Annotated in this window: 27 protein-coding genes and 1 pseudogene; all 28 read left to right on the top strand. The window is 35.7% G+C overall.

What is annotated here, in order from left to right:
• Positions 1 to 12 precede the first annotated feature (12 nt).
• The 28 genes and pseudogenes from fliG (at position 13) to NST98_RS00865 (ending at position 23,729) form a co-directional block, all read left to right on the top strand.
• Positions 13 to 1,029, top strand: a complete 1,017-nt coding sequence (gene fliG / locus NST98_RS00730) for a flagellar motor switch protein FliG (protein ID WP_096550657.1) — start codon at positions 13 to 15, stop codon at positions 1,027 to 1,029.
• The gene (gene fliH / locus NST98_RS00735) at positions 1,013 to 1,810 is read left to right on the top strand and encodes a flagellar assembly protein FliH (RefSeq protein ID WP_340714132.1); all 798 of its coding nucleotides are present in this window, start codon (positions 1,013 to 1,015) and stop codon (positions 1,808 to 1,810) included. Before fliG ends, fliH begins: the two co-directional genes overlap by 17 nt.
• 5 nt (positions 1,811 to 1,815) lie before the next feature.
• Positions 1,816 to 3,138: a flagellar protein export ATPase FliI gene (gene fliI / locus NST98_RS00740; RefSeq protein WP_026018945.1), complete on the top strand. Its 1,323-nt coding sequence runs from the start codon at positions 1,816 to 1,818 to the stop codon at positions 3,136 to 3,138.
• Positions 3,138 to 3,587 (top strand): flagellar export protein FliJ, encoded by a 450-nt coding sequence (fliJ, locus tag NST98_RS00745; protein ID WP_016836758.1) that lies wholly within the window; start codon positions 3,138 to 3,140, stop codon positions 3,585 to 3,587. The genes fliI and fliJ overlap by 1 nt, the downstream gene beginning before the upstream one ends.
• Positions 3,588 to 3,591: 4 nt before the next feature.
• Entirely contained in the window at positions 3,592 to 4,203 is a 612-nt protein-coding gene (locus tag NST98_RS00750; protein ID WP_040764304.1) for a magnesium transporter MgtE N-terminal domain-containing protein, read from the top strand.
• Between the two features lie 15 nt (positions 4,204 to 4,218).
• Positions 4,219 to 5,475 carry a flagellar hook-length control protein FliK gene (locus NST98_RS00755; RefSeq protein ID WP_016836760.1) on the top strand — a complete coding sequence of 419 codons (1,257 nt, stop codon included), beginning with the start codon at positions 4,219 to 4,221 and terminating at the stop codon, positions 5,473 to 5,475.
• Positions 5,476 to 5,478: 3 nt separating this feature from the next.
• On the top strand, positions 5,479 to 6,138 hold the full coding sequence (gene flgD, locus NST98_RS00760) for a flagellar hook assembly protein FlgD (RefSeq protein WP_016836761.1): 660 nt from the start codon (positions 5,479 to 5,481) through the stop codon (positions 6,136 to 6,138).
• A 13-nt stretch (positions 6,139 to 6,151) separates the two neighbouring features.
• A complete protein-coding gene (locus NST98_RS00765; RefSeq protein WP_026018946.1) occupies positions 6,152 to 6,523 on the top strand; it encodes a TIGR02530 family flagellar biosynthesis protein in 372 nt (123 codons plus the stop codon).
• A gap of 77 nt (positions 6,524 to 6,600) precedes the next feature.
• A complete protein-coding gene (locus NST98_RS00770; RefSeq protein ID WP_016836763.1) occupies positions 6,601 to 7,641 on the top strand; it encodes a flagellar hook-basal body complex protein in 1,041 nt (346 codons plus the stop codon).
• Positions 7,642 to 7,732: 91 nt separating this feature from the next.
• Positions 7,733 to 7,954: a flagellar FlbD family protein gene (locus NST98_RS00775; RefSeq protein WP_016836764.1), complete on the top strand. Its 222-nt coding sequence runs from the start codon at positions 7,733 to 7,735 to the stop codon at positions 7,952 to 7,954.
• Positions 7,944 to 8,372, top strand: coding sequence for a flagellar basal body-associated protein FliL (fliL, locus tag NST98_RS00780; RefSeq protein ID WP_016836765.1), 429 nt, complete (start codon positions 7,944 to 7,946; stop codon positions 8,370 to 8,372). The genes NST98_RS00775 and fliL overlap by 11 nt, the downstream gene beginning before the upstream one ends.
• A gap of 28 nt (positions 8,373 to 8,400) precedes the next feature.
• On the top strand, positions 8,401 to 9,396 hold the full coding sequence (gene fliM, locus NST98_RS00785; protein ID WP_016836766.1) for a flagellar motor switch protein FliM: 996 nt from the start codon (positions 8,401 to 8,403) through the stop codon (positions 9,394 to 9,396).
• Positions 9,389 to 10,621 carry a flagellar motor switch phosphatase FliY gene (gene fliY / locus NST98_RS00790; protein WP_016836767.1) on the top strand — a complete coding sequence of 411 codons (1,233 nt, stop codon included), beginning with the start codon at positions 9,389 to 9,391 and terminating at the stop codon, positions 10,619 to 10,621. Before fliM ends, fliY begins: the two co-directional genes overlap by 8 nt.
• 24 nt (positions 10,622 to 10,645) lie before the next feature.
• Entirely contained in the window at positions 10,646 to 11,008 is a 363-nt protein-coding gene (locus tag NST98_RS00795) for a response regulator (protein WP_016836768.1), read from the top strand.
• A gap of 44 nt (positions 11,009 to 11,052) precedes the next feature.
• Complete coding sequence (locus NST98_RS00800) at positions 11,053 to 11,667, top strand: flagellar biosynthetic protein FliO (protein ID WP_339288854.1); 615 nt, start codon at positions 11,053 to 11,055, stop codon at positions 11,665 to 11,667.
• The gene (fliP, locus tag NST98_RS00805; protein WP_340714133.1) at positions 11,667 to 12,332 is read left to right on the top strand and encodes a flagellar type III secretion system pore protein FliP; all 666 of its coding nucleotides are present in this window, start codon (positions 11,667 to 11,669) and stop codon (positions 12,330 to 12,332) included. The genes NST98_RS00800 and fliP overlap by 1 nt, the downstream gene beginning before the upstream one ends.
• 13 nt (positions 12,333 to 12,345) lie before the next feature.
• Complete coding sequence (gene fliQ, locus NST98_RS00810; protein WP_016836771.1) at positions 12,346 to 12,615, top strand: flagellar biosynthesis protein FliQ; 270 nt, start codon at positions 12,346 to 12,348, stop codon at positions 12,613 to 12,615.
• Between the two features lie 5 nt (positions 12,616 to 12,620).
• Positions 12,621 to 13,394, top strand: coding sequence for a flagellar biosynthetic protein FliR (gene fliR, locus NST98_RS00815; RefSeq protein WP_016836772.1), 774 nt, complete (start codon positions 12,621 to 12,623; stop codon positions 13,392 to 13,394).
• Between the two features lies 1 nt (position 13,395).
• On the top strand, positions 13,396 to 14,484 hold the full coding sequence (gene flhB, locus NST98_RS00820) for a flagellar biosynthesis protein FlhB (protein ID WP_016836773.1): 1,089 nt from the start codon (positions 13,396 to 13,398) through the stop codon (positions 14,482 to 14,484).
• A gap of 18 nt (positions 14,485 to 14,502) precedes the next feature.
• The gene (gene flhA / locus NST98_RS00825; RefSeq protein ID WP_016836774.1) at positions 14,503 to 16,536 is read left to right on the top strand and encodes a flagellar biosynthesis protein FlhA; all 2,034 of its coding nucleotides are present in this window, start codon (positions 14,503 to 14,505) and stop codon (positions 16,534 to 16,536) included.
• On the top strand, positions 16,533 to 17,669 hold the full coding sequence (gene flhF / locus NST98_RS00830; protein ID WP_126434462.1) for a flagellar biosynthesis protein FlhF: 1,137 nt from the start codon (positions 16,533 to 16,535) through the stop codon (positions 17,667 to 17,669). Before flhA ends, flhF begins: the two co-directional genes overlap by 4 nt.
• Complete coding sequence (locus tag NST98_RS00835; protein WP_096550667.1) at positions 17,666 to 18,535, top strand: MinD/ParA family protein; 870 nt, start codon at positions 17,666 to 17,668, stop codon at positions 18,533 to 18,535. Before flhF ends, NST98_RS00835 begins: the two co-directional genes overlap by 4 nt.
• A gap of 51 nt (positions 18,536 to 18,586) precedes the next feature.
• Positions 18,587 to 19,659, top strand: a pseudogene (locus NST98_RS00840) (protein-glutamate methylesterase/protein-glutamine glutaminase).
• Positions 19,660 to 19,674: 15 nt separating this feature from the next.
• Complete coding sequence (locus tag NST98_RS00845; protein ID WP_340714134.1) at positions 19,675 to 21,747, top strand: chemotaxis protein CheA; 2,073 nt, start codon at positions 19,675 to 19,677, stop codon at positions 21,745 to 21,747.
• Between the two features lie 23 nt (positions 21,748 to 21,770).
• Positions 21,771 to 22,217, top strand: a complete 447-nt coding sequence (locus tag NST98_RS00850) for a chemotaxis protein CheW (protein ID WP_340714135.1) — start codon at positions 21,771 to 21,773, stop codon at positions 22,215 to 22,217.
• A gap of 24 nt (positions 22,218 to 22,241) precedes the next feature.
• Positions 22,242 to 22,865, top strand: coding sequence for a chemotaxis protein CheC (locus NST98_RS00855; protein WP_340714136.1), 624 nt, complete (start codon positions 22,242 to 22,244; stop codon positions 22,863 to 22,865).
• A 1-nt stretch (position 22,866) separates the two neighbouring features.
• Complete coding sequence (locus tag NST98_RS00860) at positions 22,867 to 23,370, top strand: chemotaxis protein CheD (RefSeq protein ID WP_340714137.1); 504 nt, start codon at positions 22,867 to 22,869, stop codon at positions 23,368 to 23,370.
• The gene (locus tag NST98_RS00865; protein ID WP_340714138.1) at positions 23,367 to 23,729 is read left to right on the top strand and encodes a hypothetical protein; all 363 of its coding nucleotides are present in this window, start codon (positions 23,367 to 23,369) and stop codon (positions 23,727 to 23,729) included. The genes NST98_RS00860 and NST98_RS00865 overlap by 4 nt, the downstream gene beginning before the upstream one ends.
• Positions 23,730 to 23,894: the final 165 nt, after the last annotated feature.

The following is a 23,894-nucleotide window of genomic DNA, read 5'->3' on the forward strand; positions in this document are numbered from 1 at the left end:
GGAGGTTCGACTGTGTCTAAAAAAGAAAAGAAATTTTTAACAGGAAAACAAAAAGCTGCACTGCTGTTAATTTCTTTAGGACCAGAAGTTTCCGCAAATGTTTATAAACATTTATCTGAAGAGGAAATTGAACGACTTACATTAGAAATTTCAGCAGTGAAAAAAGTTGAACCTGAAGTGAAAGAACAGATTATCGAAGAATTTCATAACATTGCTCTAGCTCAAGATTATATCTCGCAAGGTGGTATCGGCTACGCAAAAACAATATTAGAAAAGGCGTTAGGTCCTGAACAGGCACAAAATATTATCAATCGTTTAACATCTTCCTTGCAAGTTCGACCTTTCGACTTTGCTAGAAAAGCTGATCCATCACAAATCTTAAATTTTATACAAAATGAGCATCCGCAAACAATTGCGTTAATTTTGTCATATTTAGATCCGCAGCAAGCTGGTGTTATCTTATCTTCATTACCACAAGAAGTGCAAGCGGATATCGCAAGAAGAATTGCCACTATGGAATCGACTTCACCAGAAGTCATTAGTGAAATTGAATCGGTATTGGAAAGAAAATTGTCATCCACTTTTACGCAAGATTATACGGAAACTGGCGGCATCGATGCTGTAGTAGAAGTATTAAACGGTGTGGATCGCCAAACAGAAAAAACAATACTCGATGCGCTTGAAATTCAAGATCCAGAGTTGGCAGAAGAAATCAAAAAACGCATGTTTGTATTTGAAGATATTGTGACTCTCGATAATCGTTCAATTCAACGAGTTATTCGAGATTGTGAAAATGAAGACTTGTTGCTCGCAATGAAAGTATGTAGTGATGAGGTAAAAGAAATTATTTTCCGCAATATGTCACAACGAATGGCGGATACATTTAAAGAAGAGATGGAAATTATGGGACCTGTACGCCTACGTGATGTAGAAGAAGCACAAATGAGAATTGTTGCTATCATTCGTCGATTAGAAGAAGCTGGAGAAATTATTATAGCTCGAGGTGGAGGAGATGACGTCATTGTCTAAGCTAATCCGTTCGAGCGAGGCAATTAAAAAGCAAAATGGGCCGGTTCAAATTGAAATTCGAAATCTTTTTGCGAAACAGTTTGATTCTACCCTGGATATAGGCGAAGAGGAGCATTCAATCACATTAGACGAGGTGTACAAAGAGCGAGATCGCATTCTTGAAGAAGCGAATCTAGAAATCTCTTCAAAGCGGGAAGAATTTGAATTGTATTGCCAAGCGAAACTAGAAGAAATCGAGAAATTAAGACAGCAATGGCAAGAGGAAAAGCTCATTCTTCAAAAAGAAGCATATGATGAAGGCTTTCAACAAGGTTATGAAGAAGGAATTCAGAAAGCGACTGCAGATATGGAAAATGCGTTAAAACTAGCGAATGAAACTGTTGAGAATGCTCACATCAATGGAATGAAATATGTTGAGGAGCAGGAACATGTTATTTTAGATTTGGCGATTAAATCAGCGGAAAAGATTATTGGAGCATCGCTAGAAAAAGATGAAGCGTTATTTTTATCCATAGTTCGAAGAGGTTTAAAAGAAGCGCAAGAAAGCAAAGAAATTAAACTATATTTATCACCAGTATATTACAAGTTGGTAACTGAAAATCGAGATGAACTAGCAGCAATGTTCCCGCCGGATGTTCCGTTCTTAATCTTTGTAAATGAAGATTTGAACGATACAGATAGCTACATTGAAACAAATCATGGGCGCATCGTATTATCAATTGATGAACAATTGAAAGAATTGCGCTTAAAGCTTAGCGAAATTTTGGAGAGTAAGGATTGATTCCGATGAAAGCGGCTGACTTGGTCAACAATATACCTGCCATCGACACGTTCAAAAAATATGGAAAAGTTACGAGAGTTGTCGGACTATTGATAGAATCTCAAGGTCCAGAATGTTCCATCAATGACGTATGCAAAATTCATGTTCGTACGAAAAAAGGGCACGAAGTAATTTTAGCGGAAGTAGTAGGCTTTAAAGATGAGTATGTTATGTTAATGCCTTTTACTTCCGTACGAGAAATTTCCATTGGCTGTTTAGTGGAAGGAACAGGAAGTCCATTAGAAGTTAAAGTCGGTCCTGAATTAATTGGAAAAGTACTAGATTCGCTAGGCAACCCTTTTGATGGGACTTCTCTTCCGAGAGGATTAGTTTCGGTACCTACAGAAAACGAACCTCCAAATCCTTTGCATCGTCCGCCCATTGATCAGCAATTGGAAGTGGGAGTAAAAGCCATTGATGCGATGCTGACGGTAGGAAGCGGACAAAGGGTTGGTATTTTTGCAGGTTCTGGTGTGGGTAAAAGTACTCTTCTCGGCATGATTGCACGTAACACAAGAGCAGATTTAAATGTGATAGCTCTTATTGGTGAGCGCGGCAGAGAAGTGAGGGAGTTTATCGAACGTGATTTAGGTGAAGAAGGATTAAAACGATCCATCGTGATTGCAGCTACAGGTGATCAGCCTGCATTAATGAGGATAAAAGGTGCTTTTACTGCGACAGCCATTGCTGAGTATTTCCGAGAACGAGGTTTAAATGTCATGTTAATGATGGATTCTGTTACTCGTGTTGCAATGGCACAACGGGAGATTGGATTAGCAACAGGTGAACCGCCTGCTCAAAAAGGTTATACGCCATCAGTCTTTTCAATATTACCGAAATTGTTAGAAAGAACCGGGACAAGCATGAAAGGGAGTATAACGGCCTTTTATACGGTGCTTGTTGATGGGGATGATATGAATGAACCAATTGCAGATGCGGTTCGAGGTATTTTAGATGGACATATCGTATTAGACCGCACCTTAGCAAATAAGGGACAATATCCGGCTATTAACGTACTAAAAAGTGTCAGCCGTTTAATGAATCATATTTCTTCTGAAGAACATGTAAAAGCTGCTGAGAGAATTAGAGAATTGTATTATACATACGCAAAATCAGAAGATTTAATAAACATTGGGGCTTATAAAAAAGGAACGTCGAAAGAAATTGACGAAGCGATTTATTATGAACCCCTTATTACTCAATTTTTAAAACAAGGATTTAAAGAAAAAGTAACACTTGAAGAAAGTGTTAACGAACTAATTGCTTTAGCGAATGGCGGTGGCAAATAATGGTTCAATATACGTATCGATTTGAAAAACTATTAACAATTCGCGAACAAGAAAAACAGCAAACAGAAATGGCTTACAAAGAATCGGTTCGATCTTTTGAAAAAGTAGCGACACAATTATATGAATTGTTAAAGAAAAAAGAAAACTTAATAGAATATCAAAATGAGCGGTTAAAAAATGGACTAACGATTGATGAAATCCACCATTTTGCAAAGTTTATTGATAGTTTGGAACATACCATTGATGAAGTACAACAAAAAGTAAAACAAGCACGTGTAAAAATGCAATGGTATGAACAAAAATTAGTAGAAAAAAACTTGGAAGTACGTAAGTATGAAAAAATGCGAGAGAAGGATTATAGTGCATTTCAAGAGGAACAAAATCGCCTAGAGGCCCAACACTTGGACGAGATTTCCTCACTTATGTACAACAAGAAGATATTTAGGTGATTTTATGGTGAAAGTGAACAAAAAGCTGAAAAATGATTATACTGAAGATTTTATGGAAAAAAAATCACCAGGATTTTTTCAAAAATTCTTCGCTTGGGTGATTATTCCGCTACTATTCGTTATAGCCATTTTGCTCGTCGTTGCTCAATTTACAAATACGAACATCTTTGAAAAGGCTTCTGAAATGTTGCCTCGTACTGACGAAGAAACACCTGCCAGCGCTATTGATATGGACAATAAAATTGTTGAATTACAAGCGCAAATTCAAGAAAAAGATGCGCAAATTGAAAAATTACAAAGCGAATTGGATACTGCTTTAGCTGAGAACGAAAATCATATAGCAATACAGAAAGAATTGCGAAAAAGAATTGAAGAATTAGAATCTGGAAAACAAGAATCAAAAAAAGATTTGAAAGAAATTGTTAACACTTATGAAAAAATGTCGGCCAAAGCTGTTGCACCAATCATTGTAGAAATGAAAGATGAACAAGCGTTGGAAATATTATCGAATTTGAAGCCAGATACACTTTCTCAAGTTTTAGCGAAAATGGATCCGAAAGAGGCTGCAAGATATACAGAATTATTATCTAAAAACAAAGAATCAAATACCGACTAGAAAGGAGGTGAAAGAATGAGTATAGGAATGCCCTTTATTATATCTCAATCCCAATCGTTAGGATCCATAAAAGGACAGCAAAATGTTTTCAAAAACAAAGAAGGTTTTAGTAAGTTTGGTGATGTTTTTAATAAGGTTGTTCAAAGTGAAGAGAAAATGTCATCCGGAATTATGGAAACGGTAGAAAAAGAAATTCAACCACTATTAAAAGCTGATTCCGTAGAAGACATATTTGATTTACTCGAAATTCCTAACGATGAAGGATTGATTATACTCTCCCAAGGTGAAGAAGAGCAAGTAATTACAATAGAAGAATTAATGTCAAACATCGATGACATTTTAACACTATTAAATATGAATACTGAGCAACTAAATGAAATTGCTCAAGAGCTTTTGGGAGAAGAAGTTCGCATCGATAATATTTGGGATTTCATTCATCTCGTAAATCATGAACAGCAGTCTTTAAACGCCAACGTTGAGTCGCAATTGTTGGACAAAATGACTTCAATTTTATTTGGCGAAGAGAATGGATTACAAAGAGATGTAGTAAAATTTTTGCAAGTAATAAAATTAGCCCAATTAGTTGGCGAACAGTCTCAATTAAAATTAGAACAACAAGAACAGATTTCTAACTTAAAAACGTTCTTACTGAATATTGAAAAAACAATTATAAAGGAAATGACAACATCAACTGGCAAATTTTCATTAGAAAATTTCCAGCAAGTCGTAGTTAAACAGGTAAAAACAGAAGTTGATTCTAACGCTCATACAACTTCCAATATTTCTTTACATCAAAATTCGGAAACGAAAACAATTACGATTACTTTGCCAAATACAAATAATGGATCACAGGCTGAATCATTAGTAAAACAAATTGAATCGATATTACAACGTAGCCAAATATCCAATTCTCAAGGAACAACGAAATTATTATTAAAACTTTATCCTGAACATTTAGGATCTATTCGAATCGAATTAGTACAAAGAGACGGTGTGATTTCTGCTAGATTGCTTGCTTCAACTGCACTTGGAAAAGAATTACTGGATAGTCAAATTCATCAATTAAAGCAAGCGTTTGTTCAACAAAACATTCAACTTGATCGAATCGATATTCAACAAAGTTTACAAGAGACGGATTTACGCGACCAAAATTTATTTAACAATATGTTTAAAGGTCAGCAACAGTCTGAAGAAAATGATAAAGATTCAGAAGAGCAGCAAGATGATGAAAAACTGTCTTTTAAAGAATTTTTAGTAAATGAGGAAGTGTAGCATATGGCAGAAATGTCAAAAATCACAAATGATTACTATTTATCTAACAATAAAAAAGTAGAAAAACGTACAGGAAACTCTATCCTTGGTAAAGATGATTTTCTAAAAATTCTAATCACTCAGTTGCAGCATCAAGATCCAACTAATCCAGTAGAAGATAAAGAATTCATTGCTCAAATGGCTCAGTTTTCAACATTAGAACAAATGCAGAACATGACGAAAGCAATGGAGGATTTGCTCGAATCACAATTGCAAACGCAATTGATGGCATACACATCTTTCATAGGGCAAGAAGTAAAATGGCATGAAATTACCGATAAATTGGATGAAAAAGGAAAGCCGATTATTAACGAAGGCCAAGGGGTTATCGTTGAAATAAAATTTAAAAACGGCATGCCATTGTTTATATTAGATGATGGAAAAGAAATTACTGCAGGCAATATTTCTTCTATTTTAAAAAAGAATAGCGAAAAACCTGTAGTTGAAAATCCTCTAGTAGAGGCAAGTAAACTTATTGGAAAAACTGTCAAATACCAAAATGAAAACGGTGAGTTTGTTCAAGGAATCATCGAAGCTGTGACAACAAACAATCAAACAATTGAATATATTTTAGATAACCAAGTTCGGTTAAAGAAAGAGCAATTTGAAATTGTCAGTGAATAAGGTTGGTGAATCCATGCATCGAATACAATTTCAGCACGTACCATTACAACCGATTCATCTAAAACATAGCTCGAAACCAACAACAGAAAAAAAGACGACAAGCTTCATTGAGCATTTTGAACAAGCGAAAAATGAACTGAAAATAAGCAAACATGCTAATGAAAGAATTCGGGAACGAAATATTCAAATTTCAGAAGAAGAGTGGGAAAAAATTACGGACAAAGTAATTGAAGCTCGTTCGAAAGGGATTAAACAACCACTCGTATTAATGGATCAAGCTGCGTTAATCGTGAGCGCTAAAAATGGAACAGTCATTACAGCAATGGAGAGAGATGAAGCAAAAGAACAATTATTTACAAATATTGATGGCACTATTGTACTTTAAGGCAGGACCAATCTGGATGCCTTCGTTTGCGGACTGACAGAAGCAAACAATATACAATCGAAAGGAGAAGGAAAAACATGCTACGTTCAATGTACTCTGCTATTTCCGGAGTAAGAAACCATCAAACAAAATTAGATGTTATTGGGAACAACATTTCCAATGTTAACACATATGGATTCAAGAAAAGTAGAACAGTATTTAAAGAAATGATTTCTCAAAACATCGGTAGTGCTTCCGGTGCAACAGCAACACGTGGAGGTGTCAATCCAAAACAAGTAGGATTAGGTTCTACAATGGCAGCAATTGATGTCATTCATTCTACTGGAGCCCTTCAATCTACTTCTCGCACTCTTGACTTAGCGATTTCAGGTGACGGGTTCTTTATGGTGGCTGATACAGTAATTGATTTTAAACGATATAGCTCAGATGAACCAGATGTTGCTGAAGAGATTAGTGATGAGGGGGTAGGTGAAACTAACTTCACGAATATTTTATATACAAGAGCGGGGAATTTTTATTTGGATGATGAAGGATACCTTGTCAATGCTGAAGGGAAATATTTAGTTGGTGTAGCACCTGTAGTCGATGATGAAAATGGTGACGATGTTATTAACTCATTAGATTTCCCTACAATACCTGGGAAAAACACAGACATAGACGGTAATGAGGATTTATCACCATCTGACGATCCTGCATGGATTACACCAGTTGAAGATGAAATTGATGGTATGGATGTTATATATAAACCAATTCGAATTCCTACAGATGCAACAGAAATGAGTATCGGGCAAGATGGTACTGTGACATTTGTTGATGCAAATGGTGAATTAAAATGGGCAGGGCAAATTGTGTTGGCAAAATTCCCTAACGCAGGTGGTCTTCAAAAAGTTGGAAACAACTATTATCAAGAAACGAATAACTCAGGAGCTGCCTATACACAAGTTGCAACCGTAGCAGGTATAGGCTCTATCGAATCTGGGTTCCTTGAAATGTCAAATGTGGACCTATCAGAAGAGTTTACGGAAATGATTGTGGCACAACGCGGTTTCCAAGCAAATACTCGCGTAATTACAACTTCCGATCAAATTTTAGAAGAATTAGTGAACTTAAAACGATAATCAATCTAGTAATCTTTTAACTTACTAGTCTTTGGATTATTTTAAAGAAAAGGAGGGTCGGGCCGGCTCTATCCTTCCCGGCCCTATTTCAATGATTCAACTAACACGCCTTAATGGCAAAACATTTTCATTGAATGCTTTATACATAGAAACAGTCGAATCCTTTCCAGATACGACCATTACGCTAACGACTGGGCGGAAATATATTGTAAAGGAAACTGAAGAAGAAGTTAGAAAAAAAGTGACAAATTATTATCGCACGATTCAAGTGCTTTCTAACCCCCATCTACGAGGTGATGAAAATGAAGAATAATAAATTATTAACAGTAATGCTCATCATTTTAGTGTCGATTACGTTAATTGGGGTTGTACTTGTAGTTTTATTGACTCAATTCAATAAACAATCTACAACCCTCGAACCAACCATCGATAAAATTATCGAATCTAGCGTAGATGTACCTGAAATAACGACCAATTTAGCAGATGGAAATTATATTCGCATTGAATTGAAAATTCAAACAGATAGCCCTAAAGCAGCAAAGGAACTAGCTAAACGCGACTTCCAAACAAATAACATTATCATAGAGGAGCTATCTGAATTAACGGAGGAAAACCTAAAAGGAAAAGAAGGAAAAATTCTATTAGAATCAACGATTAAAGCCCGATTAAATGAATTGATGCAAGAGGGTGAAGTGCAACAAGTATACATTACCTCCTACATCATTCAGTAAAGAAATCTGTTGAAATGGAGGTGGTCAAATGCCAGGTGATGTATTATCCCAATCGGAAATCGATGCGCTGCTTTCAGCAATCTCTACTGGGGAAATGTCAGCAGATGAAATGAAGAAAGAAGAAGAAAAGAAAAAAGTCAAAGTTTATGATTTCAAGCGTGCCCTTCGTTTTTCAAAGGATCAAATTCGAAGTCTGACGCGAATTCATGAAAACTTTGCAAGACTTTTAACTACATTCTTTTCTGCTCAACTTAGAACATATGTACAAATTTCTGTAGCATCTGTTGACCAAATTCCCTTTGAAGAATTTGTTCGCTCGATTCCAAATATGACATTAATAAATGTATTTGAAGTACCGCCTTTAGATGGTAATATTTTAATGGAGATCAATCCAAACATTGCTTACTCCATGTTAGATCGCCTCATGGGTGGTAGCGGTACAAGTTATTCAAATGTTGACAATTTAACTGAAATCGAACAAAAAATCATGACAAACTTATTTGAACGTTCCTTCGATAATTTGCGTGAAGCTTGGGAAAATATCGCTGAAATTGACCCAATGCTTGTTGAACTCGAAGTGAACCCACAATTTTTACAAATGATTTCACCAAATGAAACAGTAATCGTTATTTCAATGAATACCGTTATTGGTGAAACTTCTGGCATGATTAACATTTGTATTCCACATGTCGTATTGGAACCAATTATACATAATTTGTCTGTCCAATACTGGATGCAATCGAATACAAAAGAGCCAACAGAAGCACAAATCAAAGCGTTAGAAACAAAAGTAAAACAATCTGACTTACAGCTCGTAGCTGAACTCGGTACATCTACGATTTCAATCGAAGACTTTTTAACGATGAATATCGGTGATGTCATCCAGCTCGATCAGAAAATTTCTGATCCATTAATTCTTAGAATTGGAGATATTCCAAAATTTACTGTTCAGCCGGGTAAATTAAAGAAAAAAATGGCAGTTCAGATTATTGAGACTTTGAAAGGAGGAGAAGAAGATGAGTGATGATATGCTCTCCCAAGAAGAAATTGAAGCCCTACTTCGAGGTGAAACACTAGATGATAAAATCGAGGAAATGGCTTCAAATTCTAAAACAAATTCAAACGAAAAATTAGTTGTTGAAGATTATTTAACAGAAATGGAACGCGATGCGTTAGGTGAAATAGGAAATATTTCTTTCGGGAGCTCAGCAACTGCACTATCTTCATTGTTAGGGCAAAAAGTTGAAATAACAACTCCTGTAGTGTCACTAATTAATAGAAATAATTTGGAAGAAGAATTTCCACATCCATATGTTGCTGTATCAGTAGAATATACAACTGGTATAAGCGGTGTGAATTTATTAGTCATTAAACAATCAGACGCTGCAATCATTGCAGATTTAATGCTTGGAGGAGATGGACGCAATCCGAACCCAGATTTAGGAGAAATCCAATTAAGTGCTGTTCAAGAAGCGATGAATCAAATGATGGGTTCAGCTGCAACCTCCATGTCTACGATGTTTAACAAAAAAGTAGATATTTCACCACCTTCTCTAGCTTTACTAAATATTAAGGAAAATGAAGGTGAAGAGAATATTCCTGATGATGAAATATTGGTAAGAGTTTCCTTCCGTTTACTCATCGGGGATTTAGTAGATTCTACAATCATGGAATTACTACCATTAGATCTAAGTAAAAAGCTTGTAAAATCCTTATTCGGTGAAAATGCAGATGCGAATCAACCTGAGGCACAACCTCATGCACAAGCTGAGCCGAAACAATTAACTGCATCGCCAATGCAACAAAGCACAACATCGCAATTGGAACAACCAATACAACAGGCTAATCAACCAGTATATCAGCAGCAAGCTGCTACTACTCATGAAATACCAAGTTTTACAACTTATTCACAACCAAAACCTCAGCCGGTAAATGTTCAACAAGCACAATTTGCAACATTTGAACAACCGAAGATGACAGAGGCAGAAGCTCGAAATTTAAATATGTTACTTGATATTCCTTTACAAGTAACTGTTGAATTAGGACGGACGAAGCATTCAGTGAAAGAAATTTTACAATTAGCTTCAGGTTCCATTATAGAGCTAGATCGTCTTGCTGGTGAGCCAGTTGATATATTGGTAAATAATCGTCTAATTGCGAAGGGTGAAGTTGTAGTCATTGATGAAAACTTTGGTGTGAGAATTACAGATATTATCAGTCAGAAAGAACGCATCAATAATCTAAGATAGATGTAATAATGGAGGAATCTTACTATGTCTAAAAAAATCTTAATAGTTGACGATGCAGCATTTATGCGCATGATGATTAAAGATATTTTGACGAAGAATGGCTATGAAGTAGTTGGAGAGGCAGCAGATGGAATGCAGGCTGTAGAAAAATATAATGAATTGCGACCAGATTTAGTGACAATGGACATCACGATGCCAGAAATGGACGGCATAACAGCATTGAAACAAATTAAATCGATTGATCCAAACGCTGTTGTAATTATGTGTTCAGCTATGGGTCAACAAGCGATGGTCATTGATGCCATCCAAGCGGGTGCGAAAGACTTTATCGTAAAACCATTCCAAGCAGATCGTGTTATTGAAGCAATCCAAAAAGCAATAGGTTGATAGGAAAGATGAAAAACCTTTATAAAAAAATTAGCATTGTCCTTATGTTGTTCGCAGTTTTTATAATGACTGCTCCAGCACAGCTCACTTTTGCGAACCAAAAAAATAAAATGATTGACGAAGGCTATTTTGATAATCCTGAAACTTTCAATCAAGATTCTACAGCTGTCAAAGAATCGGCAGCTGTAGGTCTTACAGCTTGGGATTATATCAAAATGCTGCTCGCACTCATTTTTGTACTCTTATTATTAATTTGGGTGTTAAAGTTTATTAATAAAAAAAGCTATCATTTTCAACAAAATCAAATTGTTCGAAATATCGGTGGTATTTCAGTAGGTTCACAAAAGTCTGTTCAAATTTTGCAAATTGGAGATAAGCTGTACATCGTTGGTGTAGGTGAAAATGTAGAACTCATTAAGGAAATTTCAAATCGTGATGAAATTGACAAGTTGCTTAATCTTTACAATGAAAAACAAATGTTAACAACAAGTCCACCATTCATTGCAGAATTATTTAAAAAATTGAAAGGGCAGTCAAAAACGCGTGAAAATAGTAATCATTCAGATTTCGGGAATATGTTAAATCAGCGTTTATCTGAAATTCAAAAGATGCGTCGCGACGAGCTCGAAAAATGGAAGGAAAAGGAGCACGATAAATAATGGAACAATTTATCTCATTCTTTTCTGACTCTGATCCTACGAACGTCGCTACTTCTATAAAATTACTATTATTATTGACAGTATTATCACTTGCACCAAGTATTTTAATTTTAATGACATCATTTACACGTATCGTCATAGTCCTTTCGTTTACTCGGACAGCTTTAGCGACGAATCAAACGCCTCCCAATCAAGTAATTATTGGGTTAGCATTATTTTTAACTTTCTTTATTATGGCTCCAACCTTCCAACAAGTAAATGATGAAGCATTGCAACCGCTCTTTAACGAAGAGATTGGCCTTGAAGAAGCATATTCTAGAGCAAGTCTTCCATTTAAGGAATTTATGGCAAAACATACAAGACAAGGAGATTTGGAACTGTTTTTACAATATAGTCAAGCAGAAAGACCACAATCCATTGAGGAGATTCCTTTAACCATATTGGTACCGGCTTATGCTTTGAGTGAATTGAAAACCGCTTTCCAAATGGGATTTATGATTTTCATTCCGTTTATTGTCATTGATATGGTTGTAGCAAGTGTACTCATGTCTATGGGGATGATGATGTTACCGCCTGTCATGATTTCGTTGCCATTTAAGATTTTATTATTTGTACTTGTCGATGGATGGTATTTAGTCATTAAATCTTTACTCCAAAGTTTCTAAGGGAGGAAACTCAATGTCACAATTAACAGTCATTCAAATAGCTGAACAAGCGGTATGGGTTGTCCTCTTAGTTGCAGGTCCACTAATGTTAGTCGCTTTAGTTACTGGTCTAATCATCAGCATTTTCCAAGCTACAACGTCTATTCAAGAACAAACATTGGCGTTTGCTCCGAAAATAATTGCGGTGTTAGTAGCCATCGTATTTTTTGGACCATGGATGGTGTCAAAAATGTCAGAATACTTTATTGACATCTTGAACAACTTAACGCGATACATAGGGTGACATAAATGTTAGAAATCATACCACAATTTTCTGTATTCCTATTAATGTTTGTAAGGATTTCTGCATTTTTTGTTACCGTCCCTTTTTTTTCATATCGTACGATACCACCCCAATTAAAAATTTTGTTAGCTTTAATGCTTGCTTGGATGATGTATTATACGATTCAAACAGAAGTGATTCCAATTGATGGGAATTACATATTGCTTATTATGAAAGAAGCGATGATTGGGCTTATTATTGGATTAGCTGCAACCATCATAATATCCATCGTACAAATAGCTGGTGGTTTTATCGATTTTGAAATGGGATTTGCCATGGCAAATATCGTTGATCCGCTTACCGGTGCACAAAGTCCAATGATGGGACAATTTTTTAACTTACTAATTTTATATTTATTAATTGCTACTAACGGTCACCACCTTATTTTAGATGGAATTTACTATAGTTATCAGTTTATTCCAATTAATCATTTTCCGAACTTTGGGGATGCTGGCATGGCGGAATTTACAGTAAAGTTGATTGCTGTAGTCTTTTCGGTTGCTTTTCAAATGTCAGCACCTTTAGTAGCAGCATTGTTTTTATTAACGCTTGCTATTGGTATTACCGGAAAAACGGTTCCTCAATTAAATATTTTTATTATCGGATTTCCATTAAAGATTATCGTAGGATTTCTTGTATTGTTCATTTCAATGGGGATTATGATTGAAGTGATGCAAAAGGTGATTGAATTAATGATTACCGTTATGCGTGAATTCATGCAGTTTTTAGGTGGTGCATAATTTGAAGTTACTGCTTCCTTTAGACTTACAATATTTTGCTGGTGAAAAAACAGAAAAAGCGACTCCAAAGAAACGGAAAGATGCTCGAAAAAAGGGACAAGTTGTAAAAAGCCAAGATTTTTCGTCAGCGATTTTGTTTTTAATCCTTTTTCTTTTTCTCACCTTTATGGCACCGTTTATGTTTAAAGGTCTCCTTTCTTTTTTTATACAAGCCTTTGAAAAATACATACTTTTTGAGACAGTGACAGTCGATACCATCATGAATATCTATGTTGATTCTATTTCAGAAATGGCTGTCATTTTATTACCGGTGATGGTAGTAGCAATGGTTGTGGCAATGTTCTCTAACTTTTTACAATTTGGTTTCTTGTTTACAACAGAAACAATGAAATTTGATTTGAAAAAGATTGATCCAATAAAAGGGATTAAGAAAATTATTTCATTAAGAGCTATTGTGAACTTAATTAAGTCTTTGTTAAAAGTAGCATTTATTGGGACAGTAACTGGATTTGTTATTTGGCTTAATTTTGACGATGTATTGTCTTTAGCATTTCATAGCCCTTGGGAAGCATTAATAATAGTTGCAAAACTAACGGCTATGATGGGCATCGCTAGTGCCATTGCCTTACTATTAGTCGCTATTCTTGATTACATATATGAAAAATTCGATTATGAAAAAAAATTAAGAATGTCGAAACAGGACATTAAAGATGAGTATAAAAATACGGAAGGGGACCCACTCATCAAATCGAAAATTAAGCAACGGCAGAGAGAAATGGCTATGCGACGCATGATGCAAGAAGTTCCGAAAGCGGATGTGGTTATTACAAACCCAACTCACTTTGCAGTTGCCTTAAGATATGATGATGAGTCCATGGAAGCTCCTAAAGTCGTTGCAAAAGGTGTCGACTTTGTAGCACAAAAAATCAAATTAATTGCAAAGGAAAATGATATCGTCATGGTAGAAAATCGACCATTAGCAAGAGCGCTATATGATCAAGTGGAAATTGGTGAAGAAGTGCCTGAAGAATTTTTCAAAGCAGTGGCAGAAATATTAGCTTATGTTTATCGAGTTAAACGTAAAATTTAGTTTGTAGGAGGGAAAAACATGAAATTTCGCGACTTAGGAGTATTAGCATTTATCATCGTGATAGTAGCGATGCTCGTAATCCCTCTACCAACATGGTTGCTAAGTTTTTTAATCATCATTAATATTACGCTTTCTTTACTTGTATTGCTCACTGCAATGAACATGAAAGAGGCGTTGCAATTTGCGATTTTCCCGTCAATTATATTGATTTTGACGTTGTTCCGACTTGGTGTGAGTATTTCAACTACTCGTGCCATTCTTTCTCAAGGAGATGCCGGTGACGTCGTTGAAACGTTCGGGGAATTCGTAACGGGCGGTAATATACTAGTTGGTTTAGTTATTTTCATGTTGCTTGTCATTGTGAACTTTATCGTTATTACGAAAGGTTCAGAACGGGTTGCGGAAGTAGCAGCACGTTTCACGTTAGATGCGATGCCTGGTAAGCAAATGAGTATTGATGCAGATTTGAATGCAGGATTAATTTCTGAAAAGGAAGCACGGGAACGTCGCGATAAAGTTGCGAAAGAAGCAGATTTCTATGGGGCGATGGATGGTGCTACGAAATTTGTAAAAGGTGACGCCATTGCTTCCATCATCATGGTATTTATAAACTTAATTTTTGGTTTGTTTATTGGGATGTTACAAATGGGATATTCTTTTTCTGAAGCGGCAGACCACTTCTCCAAATTAACAGTCGGTGATGGTCTCGTTGCTCAAATTCCAGCCTTACTTGTATCAACAGCAACAGGTCTTGTAGTAACTCGAGCAGCAAGCGATGGTAATCTCGGAGAAGATATAATAGGGCAATTATTCTCTCAAGCAAAATTGCTTTATGTAGCAGCGGGAACCATTTTCTTGCTTGGCCTCTTTACTCCGATTCCTGACTGGATTACAATTCCAATTGCTGCATTACTTGCCATTGGAGCCTTTTTAATGAGTCGCAAAAAAGAAGAGGACCCAGAAGAATTGCTGGAAATTGAGGAAGAACAAGTAACCGATACAATGAAGAGTCCAGAAAATGTTGTCAATTTATTAAATGTTGATCCAATTGAATTTGAATTTGGTTATGGTTTAATTCCTTTAGTTGATGCGCAGCAAGGTGGGGATTTGCTTGACCGAGTTGTGATGATTCGTCGTCAGCTTGCATTAGAACTAGGTCTTGTAATTCCTGTTGTACGCATTCGAGATAACATCCAATTACAGCCGAATGAGTATCGTATTAAAATTAAAGGAAATGAAATGGCAAGGGGAGAATTATTATTAGACCATTATTTAGCGATGAGCCCTGGTGATGACGATTCGATTGAAGGTATTGATACAATTGAACCATCTTTTGGTCTCCCTGCAAAATGGATTACTGAGGAAGTAAAAGAAGAGGCGGAGATGCGAGGATTTACTGTTGTTGACCCGCCAAGTGTTGTATCCACACATTTAACAGAAGTCATTCGTGCAAACGCTCATGAACTACTCGGTCGACAAGAAACAAAGCAACTAATCGATCATTTGAGAGAAACACATGCTATTTTAGTCGACGAACTAACACCAACCCCATTATCGATTGGTGAAATTCAAAAAGTACTCGCAAAATTATTAAAGGAACATGTTTCGATTCGCAACTTACCAGTTATTTTTGAAACTTTGGCAGATTATGCAAAATTGACAAGTGACACGGATGTACTAACAGAATACGTAAGACAAGCCCTTGCACGACAAATTACAAGGCAATATGTACAAGACGGATCGCAATTAAAAGTAATTACCGTTCCGGCAAAATTAGAAAAAATCATTGCAGATAGCGTTCAGCAAACAGAACATGGAAATTACTTGGCGATGGATCCGCAAGAATCTCAAAACGTTCTTGAGTCCATTGCAAAAGAAGTGGAAAGAGTCTCATACATGGAACAAACGCCAATTATTTTATGTTCACCAGGTATTCGAATGTATTTAAGACAATTAACGGAACGATATTTCCCACAAATTCCTATATTGTCTTATAACGAATTGGATGCCAACGTTGAAATCCAAAGTGTTGGGGTGGTGACTGTTGAATGAAAATGAAAAAATATATAGCGCCTTCTATTGCTGAAGCGATGAAACAAGTGCGTTCAGAATTAGGTGAAGATGCTGTCATCATCAATTCTAAAGTAATTGTCAAAAAGAAATTTTTCGGATTGATAAGACAGAAAAATTTTGAGGTTCTGGCTGGAATTGACGTAGTTGAACGTCCAAAATTTGATATGCCAGAACAAATGGATAGCCCTGTTAAAGTTCAGCCCATCGTTCCAAAAAAAGACGAACTACCTATAGCAGGAAATGTTTTGGAGCTAAAAGAAGAGATTGACAGCTTAAAAAAAATATTACAATCAATGAAACATGAATCAATTCAATCTTCATTGCCTGATGAACTTAAACCATTTGCTGAATATATGAAACGTCAAGAGCTTAATCAAGAGCTCATCACGGCCATTTGTGATGAGCTTTTTGTACATATGCAAACGACGAAGGAAATATCTAATCAAGAAATAAAAAACATTGCAAAAAAAATTTTACAAGCGAAACTTTCTCCCCTCCCATTAGGAGGTTTATCCTATGAGAAAAAATACGTGTGTGTCTTAGGTCCGACAGGGGTAGGAAAAACAACGACGATTGCTAAAATGGCAGCTCGAAGTGTTTTGGAGAAGAAGAAAAGAATCGGATTTATAACAACCGATACATATCGAATTGCAGCAATTGAACAGTTAAAAACATACGCTAATCTTCTTCAAGCCCCCGTAGAGATTGTTTACAACTTCAATGATTATAAAGAAGCAATAAAAAAATTTGAACATTTAGATTTAGTGTTCATTGATACAGCTGGGCGCAACTATAAAGAAGCAAAATATGTGAATGAATTAAAGAAACTGATTTCTTTCGATGAAGAAGTTGAATCTTATCTTGTTCTATCTTTGACTGCTAAAGAGAAAGATATTGAAACGATAATCGAACAATTTAATGAATTACCTGTTGAGAAGTTTGTCTTCACTAAAATTGATGAAACAAATTCTATTGGCGCGATGTATAATTTAATGATTAAATATAATAAAGGACTTGCTTACTATACAACTGGGCAAGAAGTACCGGAAGATATTGAAGAAGCAACTGCAGACAAATTACTTGAATTGTTCTTCCAAGGAGAATTCAAATGAGAGATCAAGCAGAAAAATTACGAATGAAAATGTTGGAGCGTCAAGGTGCATTAGGGAGATCCATTGCTGTTGTTAGCGGTAAAGGCGGAGTAGGAAAGAGTAATTTTACAACAAACTTTGCTATTAATCTAGCGAAACGTGGGAAAAAAGTTGTCATATTAGATATGGATCTCGGAATGGCAAATGTTCACATTTTAATAGGAAAACAGGCTCAATATAATTTAAAGGACTATTTAGAAGGACATGTTTCATTCGAAGAAATCATTTATGCAGGTCCACAAGACATTCATTACATTTCCGGAGGTTCCGGTTTTTCATCGGTCATTGAATGGTCAGAAGAGATGTTTGATGCCTTCATACATGCATTTGAAGAATTGCAGAAAAATTATGATTATATTTTATTCGATATGGGAGCAGGAGCAACAAATTGGGCGCTAGATGTGGTTACGTCCATTGAGGAAGTCATTGTAATCACAACTGCTGAGCCAACTTCGATTACAGATGCCTATTCAATGATGAAATTCATTTATTTAAAAGAACCGAGTAAAACATTTTATCTATTATGTAATCGAGCGTTTTCAAATGAAGAAGGAAGGGAAACGTTGCAGAGGCTAAAAAATGCAATGTTGAAATTTTTATCAAAAGAAGTTGTGATTCTTGGTTGGTTGCCAGAGGATAGTGCAGTCAGAAAAGCAGTGATTGAGCAAGTTCCTTTTTCAATTTCATATCCAAATGCTCAAATTTCAAAATCATTACATGAAATTGTAAATCGTTTTATTCATAATAAGTTAGGAGAAGAGATTCCTCTTTCATCCAATTCATTTATTACTAGACTAAAACGTATTTTCTCGAAAGGTCGTGATTAATTGGAACCTTCGAAAAAACATAAATTGCTAATAGTAGACGATTCCGCTTTCATGAGGAAAGTAATCAGTGATTTCTTTCATCAACATCCATCGATTGAAGTAATTGGTACAGCAAGGAATGGAAAGGATGCAATTCAAAAAATTCAACAACTAAACCCAGATGTTGTCACAATGGATGTTGAAATGCCGGAATTAAATGGTATTGAAACGTTAAAGCATATAATGGAAATTTCCCCTGTTCCTGTCGTTATGATATCCAGTTTTACTGAAAAAGGTGCTCAGAAAACATTGCAGGCAATGGAATATGGGGCAGTTGATTTTGTGACAAAACCTGGGGGCACGATTTCTCTTGATTTACATAAAGTTAAGGACGAGCTTATTCGAAAAGTAGAGCTCGCTTCAAAAATTCCGATTGAAAAATTAAGAAAGCAAATTAATCCAAAAAAACATTATATAAACAATATTCAACAAGAAACAACCCTAAACACTAATGAAACGCAAGTAGTAACAGAATTTTCATCTACTAGTAATAAAAATTGGACAAAAACTTCAGAGAAGATTGTATTAATAGGTACATCAACTGGTGGGCCGCGAGCTTTGCAAGAAGTGATTACAAATTTGCCTGAATCCTTATCGGCACCCATATTAATTGTTCAACATATGCCACCAGGGTTTACAAAATCATTAGCAGACAGGTTAAACCATCTTAGTAAAATCCGAGTGAAGGAAGCTGAACAGGGTGAAATCGTTGAAAAAGGAACAGCTTATATTGCACCAGGTGGTTACCATTTAAAAATGAAAAAAATGGCCAACATTATCAAATTGTTTTAGATAATCAGGAACCACCAAGAGCTGGCCACAGACCAAGCGTTGATGTTCTCTTTGAAAATATTAGCCAGTTTAATGAATTGGATAAAATTGCAATCATCATGACTGGGATGGGTAATGACGGTTCTAAAGGGTTAATGGCATTGAAGAAATCTGGAAATGTCATCGCGATTGCTGAATCAGCTGAAACTTGTATCGTTTATGGTATGCCAAAAGCTGCCGTTGAGACAAAGTTAGTTGATGAAGTAGTCAATTTAGATGAAATTTCAGAGACAATGATGAAATATTTGTCATAAAGGGAGTGTTTTCGAATGGAAATGAATCAGCAATATTTGGACATGTTTATAGAAGAAAGTAAAGAACATTTACAAGCTTGTAGCGATCAATTATTAGAACTTGAAAAGAATCCGAATGATTTATACATCGTTAATGAGATTTTCCGCTCGGCTCATACATTAAAAGGAATGGCTGCTACGATGGGATTTGAAGACTTAGCGGATTTAACACATAAAATGGAAAACGTTCTAGATGCCATTCGAAATGAAAAAATCGTTGTTGATTCAAATCTATTAGATATTGTATTTGAATCGGTAGACCATTTAGAAGCGATGATAGTGGATATAGCAAATGGCGGTGATGGGAAACGGGATGTTTCCGATATAGTATCGAAATTAAAAGCGATTGAAGCAGGTCAACTGATTCCTACAAGCACTCCAACTGAACAAGAAATGGCAGCAGATGTATACACGGAAGAACCTACTACTGACCGATATTTAATTTATGATGAGTACGATGTTACAGTATTGCAACAATCGAAAGAACAAGGGTTTAATGTCTATGAAATTACTGTTTCCCTTCGACCTGACTGTCTATTAAAGGCAGCTCGAGTATACATGGTTTTTGAGGTTTTGGAAAAAAATGGTGAAGTATTAAAATCTTTTCCAACGGTTGAAAAGCTTGAGGAAGAACAGTTCGATCAAACATTCCAAGTAACATTCATTACGAAAGATTCTGCGGAAGAAATTCAAAAGAAAATTAATAAAGTTTCTGAGATTGATAAAGTTGTAGTAATACCATTGACGAAAGAAATGATTAAAGAAGCAAGCAAAGAAGAATTGGTTTCAAAAGAACAACTTCAACAAGAATCAAAAAAATCTGAACAACAACCTTCAAAACAGCAGAAAAAATCTGAACCGTTAAAGAAAGAATCGAATGCGACGAAACAAAGTGCACAGTCAAAAACGATTCGGGTAAGCATCGAGCGCCTTGATATTTTAATGAATCTATTTGAAGAATTAGTAATAGACCGGGGACGATTACAATCGATTGCGACAGATGTTAAACATTCAGAATTAACAGAAACAGTTGAGCGAATGAGCCGTACGATGGGAGATTTACAAAATATTGTCCTTACAATGCGCATGATTCCAATTGAAACGGTATTTAACCGCTTCCCTAAAATGGTTCGTTCTTTATCCAGAGATTTAAATAAAAAAATAAATCTGGAAATTATCGGTGCAGAAACGGAACTAGACCGTACAGTAATCGATGAAATTGGCGATCCGTTAGTTCACCTAATCCGTAATTCTGTAGACCATGGTATCGAAAGTCCGGAAGTGAGAAAAGCAAAAGGTAAACCAGAAGAAGGTACGGTCATCTTACGGGCATATCATAGTGGAAATTATGTATTTATTGAAATAGAAGATGACGGAGCTGGAATCAACAAAGATAAAGTATTAAAAAAGGCAATCGATCGAGGTATTGTGACGAAAGAATCGGCGTTAGTATTAACCGATAAGCAAATTAATGAACTCATATTTGAATCAGGTTTCTCAACAGCCGAAAAGATAACGGATGTTTCTGGGCGCGGTGTCGGCTTAGACGTAGTAAAAACAACGATTCAGTCTCTTGGAGGCAGCATTTCTATTGAGTCAGAACAAGATGTTGGTTCGAAATTCTCCATTCAATTGCCATTAACACTATCTATTATTTCTGTCATGCTCGTAGAAATTGAGAAAGAAATTTATGCGATTCCGTTATCATCAATTATCGAAACTTCAATTATTAAGAAATCTGAGATTTTAAATGCTCATAATCAAAAAGTAATTGATTTCCGAGGAAAAGTTGTTCCGTTAATTTTCTTAGATGAAGTATTTGAAGTACCGCGCAATGAAATTTATGATGATGAGTATTTATCTGTTGTGATTGTTCGAAAAGGTGATAAATTAGCTGGTTTAGTCGTTGATTCATTCATTGGCCAACAAGAAATTGTTTTAAAAACATTAGGCAACTATTTAAAAAATATTTTTGCCATTTCAGGTGCAACAATTTTAGGTAATGGACAAGTAGCGTTAATTATTGATATTAATGCGTTAATGAAATAATTCCATGAAATGAGGTGTTGTAAATGGCAACTGTAGTAGAGCAAGAAAGTATAAAAGTAATAGTTTTCCAATTAATGGATAAGGAATATGCTATTCCTGTAAGCCAAGTTCAAGGTATTGAGAAAATGATGCATATTACTCGAGTACCAAGAACAGAAAAGTTCGTAAAAGGTGTCATCAATTTGCGCGGAGTTGTAACACCTATTATTGATTTGCGTGAACGTTTTGGTCTTCCATCATCGGAAAATACTGAATCCGTAAGAATTATCATTGTTCAGTATGATGACATGGAAGTAGGATTTGTAGTAGATTCCGCGAACGATGTCATAGATCTTCCAGTGAATTCTATTGAACCTCAACCAGAAGTAGTAGGTGTGATAGAAGAAGCATTCATCTCAGGGGTTGCTAAAATTGATAATCGTTTATTAATATTGCTACATTTAGATAAAGTATTAAATAAATCTGAATAGTATATTAAAAAAGTAGGGATTCATATGGGGCATCCTAAAATTAATTCTATGCATTTAGACATTCTGAAGGAGATTGGAAATATAGGTGCAGCTCATGCAGCGACTGCTTTATCGGATTTGCTAAAGAAAAAAATCGAAATGCGCGTCCCAAAAGTAGAAATGATTACATTTAATGAAATGATGAATTTAGCTGGCGGACCGGAAAAAGTAGTTGTAGGTATTTTCTTGCGAATCGAAGGCGATTTAGAAGGAAGCATGTTTTTCATATTGCCGATTGAACAGGCCAATCGGTTCATTCAACATCTCATTCAAGATGACCAGTTCGATTTTCAATCCAATGGCTCTTTCATCGGAATGTCCGCAATGCAAGAAATGGGAAACATATTATCTGGATCTTATCTATCCGCCTTGTCTGATTTTTTGCAATTAAAAATGTATCCTACAGTACCTGGTTTAAGCATTGATATGTTTGGGGCAATCATTAGTATTGGCCTCATTGAAATTTCTCAAGTAAGCGACTATGTGATTGTCATCAATACATCCATTTCGGAAGAAGGGCTTGAAAATACAGAAATGAAAGGGCACTTTTTATTATTACCTGACCCTGAGTCTTTTAATGTAATATTTAAGGCGTTAGGGGTCGAATAGTATGTTTGCATCGAAGGAAGGAAAGGTAGTTAAAGTTGGAATTGCCCAAATGGATGTAGTCAAATCTCCGGATACGATTCGAACTTCGGGACTAGGATCATGTGTGGGAGTCGTTTTATATGATGAAACGAAGAAGGTTGCAGGGCTTGTTCATATTATGTTACCGGATTCTTCATTAAGCCGTTCAGAAACAATCAATTGTGCAAAATTTGCCGATACTGGTATTCAAGGTCTACTAGAGATGTTATTAGTAGAAGGGGCTCGAAAGTATCGGTTAAAGGCCAAAATAGCTGGTGGAGCCCAAATGTTCCAATTTGCTTCAGATAAGAATATGATGAGAATAGGTCCTCGCAATGTTGAAGCTGTGAAAAAAGTATTAAAAGAATTGGGGATTCCTCTCATTGCGGAAGATACAGGTGGTAATAGCGGTAGGACGATTGAATTTGATCCTGATACTAGTAAATTAATGATTCGAACAGTCAATAAAGGGGTGAGCGAAATATGATGTATGGCTCTATATTTTATAATTGTTGGGGTAGTTTAATAGCATTTACCATTACCTTTGCGATTATGTTTCAAATTTCTATATTTCCTTCGCAGATTTTACTTGTTTCATTCATTGTTGCACTCGCTGCCTTTGTTGTAATGTTCGCTATACGGTATTTAATAGGCTATATTTTGTATACACCCGATGACGCGCTTTTTGCAGATTTTATTGAAGAAGTTGCATCTAAGAACAGTGAAAATATAATGGATGAGGAAATGGATAATAGATTTAGAAGAGCTTCTAATGATTTTCAAGATGAAAATCCAGAAGAAATTGCAGATGTCGTGCGTAGGTTGCTAGAAGAAAGAGATACCTAAGAACTATTTTATAAATTGTAGAGAGCCGAATTTAGGCTCTTTTTTCATATCTATTAAGAGGAATTTTCTAATGGTTAGTAAATGATTTAGTCCTATAGAATGCTGTGTTTTTTAAACCTATATTTGGTATAATAATGGAAAGAAAAGCGTTTGTTAAAGAAAGGT

The organism is Ureibacillus sp. FSL W8-0352 (assembly GCF_038004345.1).
Classification (GTDB): domain Bacteria; phylum Bacillota; class Bacilli; order Bacillales_A; family Planococcaceae; genus Ureibacillus; species Ureibacillus thermosphaericus.

Excerpts from the sequence above, each read along its gene's own strand:
- fliR (WP_016836772.1), top strand. The coding sequence starts at position 12,621 with ATGTTAGAAATCATACCACAATTTTCTGTATTCCTATTAATGTTTGTA.
- NST98_RS00860 (WP_340714137.1), top strand. The coding sequence starts at position 22,867 with ATGTTTGCATCGAAGGAAGGAAAGGTAGTTAAAGTTGGAATTGCCCAA.
- NST98_RS00770 (WP_016836763.1), top strand. The coding sequence starts at position 6,601 with ATGCTACGTTCAATGTACTCTGCTATTTCCGGAGTAAGAAACCATCAA.
- flgD (WP_016836761.1), top strand. The coding sequence starts at position 5,479 with ATGGCAGAAATGTCAAAAATCACAAATGATTACTATTTATCTAACAAT.
- NST98_RS00755 (WP_016836760.1), top strand. The coding sequence starts at position 4,219 with ATGAGTATAGGAATGCCCTTTATTATATCTCAATCCCAATCGTTAGGA.
- NST98_RS00795 (WP_016836768.1), top strand. The coding sequence starts at position 10,646 with ATGTCTAAAAAAATCTTAATAGTTGACGATGCAGCATTTATGCGCATG.
- NST98_RS00800 (WP_339288854.1), top strand. The coding sequence starts at position 11,053 with ATGTTGTTCGCAGTTTTTATAATGACTGCTCCAGCACAGCTCACTTTT.
- NST98_RS00850 (WP_340714135.1), top strand. The coding sequence starts at position 21,771 with ATGGCAACTGTAGTAGAGCAAGAAAGTATAAAAGTAATAGTTTTCCAA.
- flhA (WP_016836774.1), top strand. The coding sequence starts at position 14,503 with ATGAAATTTCGCGACTTAGGAGTATTAGCATTTATCATCGTGATAGTA.
- NST98_RS00765 (WP_026018946.1), top strand. The coding sequence starts at position 6,152 with ATGCATCGAATACAATTTCAGCACGTACCATTACAACCGATTCATCTA.
- fliI (WP_026018945.1), top strand. The coding sequence starts at position 1,816 with ATGAAAGCGGCTGACTTGGTCAACAATATACCTGCCATCGACACGTTC.
- NST98_RS00750 (WP_040764304.1), top strand. The coding sequence starts at position 3,592 with ATGGTGAAAGTGAACAAAAAGCTGAAAAATGATTATACTGAAGATTTT.
- NST98_RS00855 (WP_340714136.1), top strand. The coding sequence starts at position 22,242 with ATGGGGCATCCTAAAATTAATTCTATGCATTTAGACATTCTGAAGGAG.
- NST98_RS00845 (WP_340714134.1), top strand. The coding sequence starts at position 19,675 with ATGGAAATGAATCAGCAATATTTGGACATGTTTATAGAAGAAAGTAAA.
- fliJ (WP_016836758.1), top strand. The coding sequence starts at position 3,138 with ATGGTTCAATATACGTATCGATTTGAAAAACTATTAACAATTCGCGAA.
- fliP (WP_340714133.1), top strand. The coding sequence starts at position 11,667 with ATGGAACAATTTATCTCATTCTTTTCTGACTCTGATCCTACGAACGTC.
- fliH (WP_340714132.1), top strand. The coding sequence starts at position 1,013 with ATGACGTCATTGTCTAAGCTAATCCGTTCGAGCGAGGCAATTAAAAAG.
- NST98_RS00865 (WP_340714138.1), top strand. The coding sequence starts at position 23,367 with ATGATGTATGGCTCTATATTTTATAATTGTTGGGGTAGTTTAATAGCA.
- fliY (WP_016836767.1), top strand. The coding sequence starts at position 9,389 with ATGAGTGATGATATGCTCTCCCAAGAAGAAATTGAAGCCCTACTTCGA.
- fliQ (WP_016836771.1), top strand. The coding sequence starts at position 12,346 with ATGTCACAATTAACAGTCATTCAAATAGCTGAACAAGCGGTATGGGTT.
- NST98_RS00835 (WP_096550667.1), top strand. The coding sequence starts at position 17,666 with ATGAGAGATCAAGCAGAAAAATTACGAATGAAAATGTTGGAGCGTCAA.
- fliM (WP_016836766.1), top strand. The coding sequence starts at position 8,401 with ATGCCAGGTGATGTATTATCCCAATCGGAAATCGATGCGCTGCTTTCA.
- NST98_RS00775 (WP_016836764.1), top strand. The coding sequence starts at position 7,733 with ATGATTCAACTAACACGCCTTAATGGCAAAACATTTTCATTGAATGCT.
- fliL (WP_016836765.1), top strand. The coding sequence starts at position 7,944 with ATGAAGAATAATAAATTATTAACAGTAATGCTCATCATTTTAGTGTCG.
- flhF (WP_126434462.1), top strand. The coding sequence starts at position 16,533 with ATGAAAATGAAAAAATATATAGCGCCTTCTATTGCTGAAGCGATGAAA.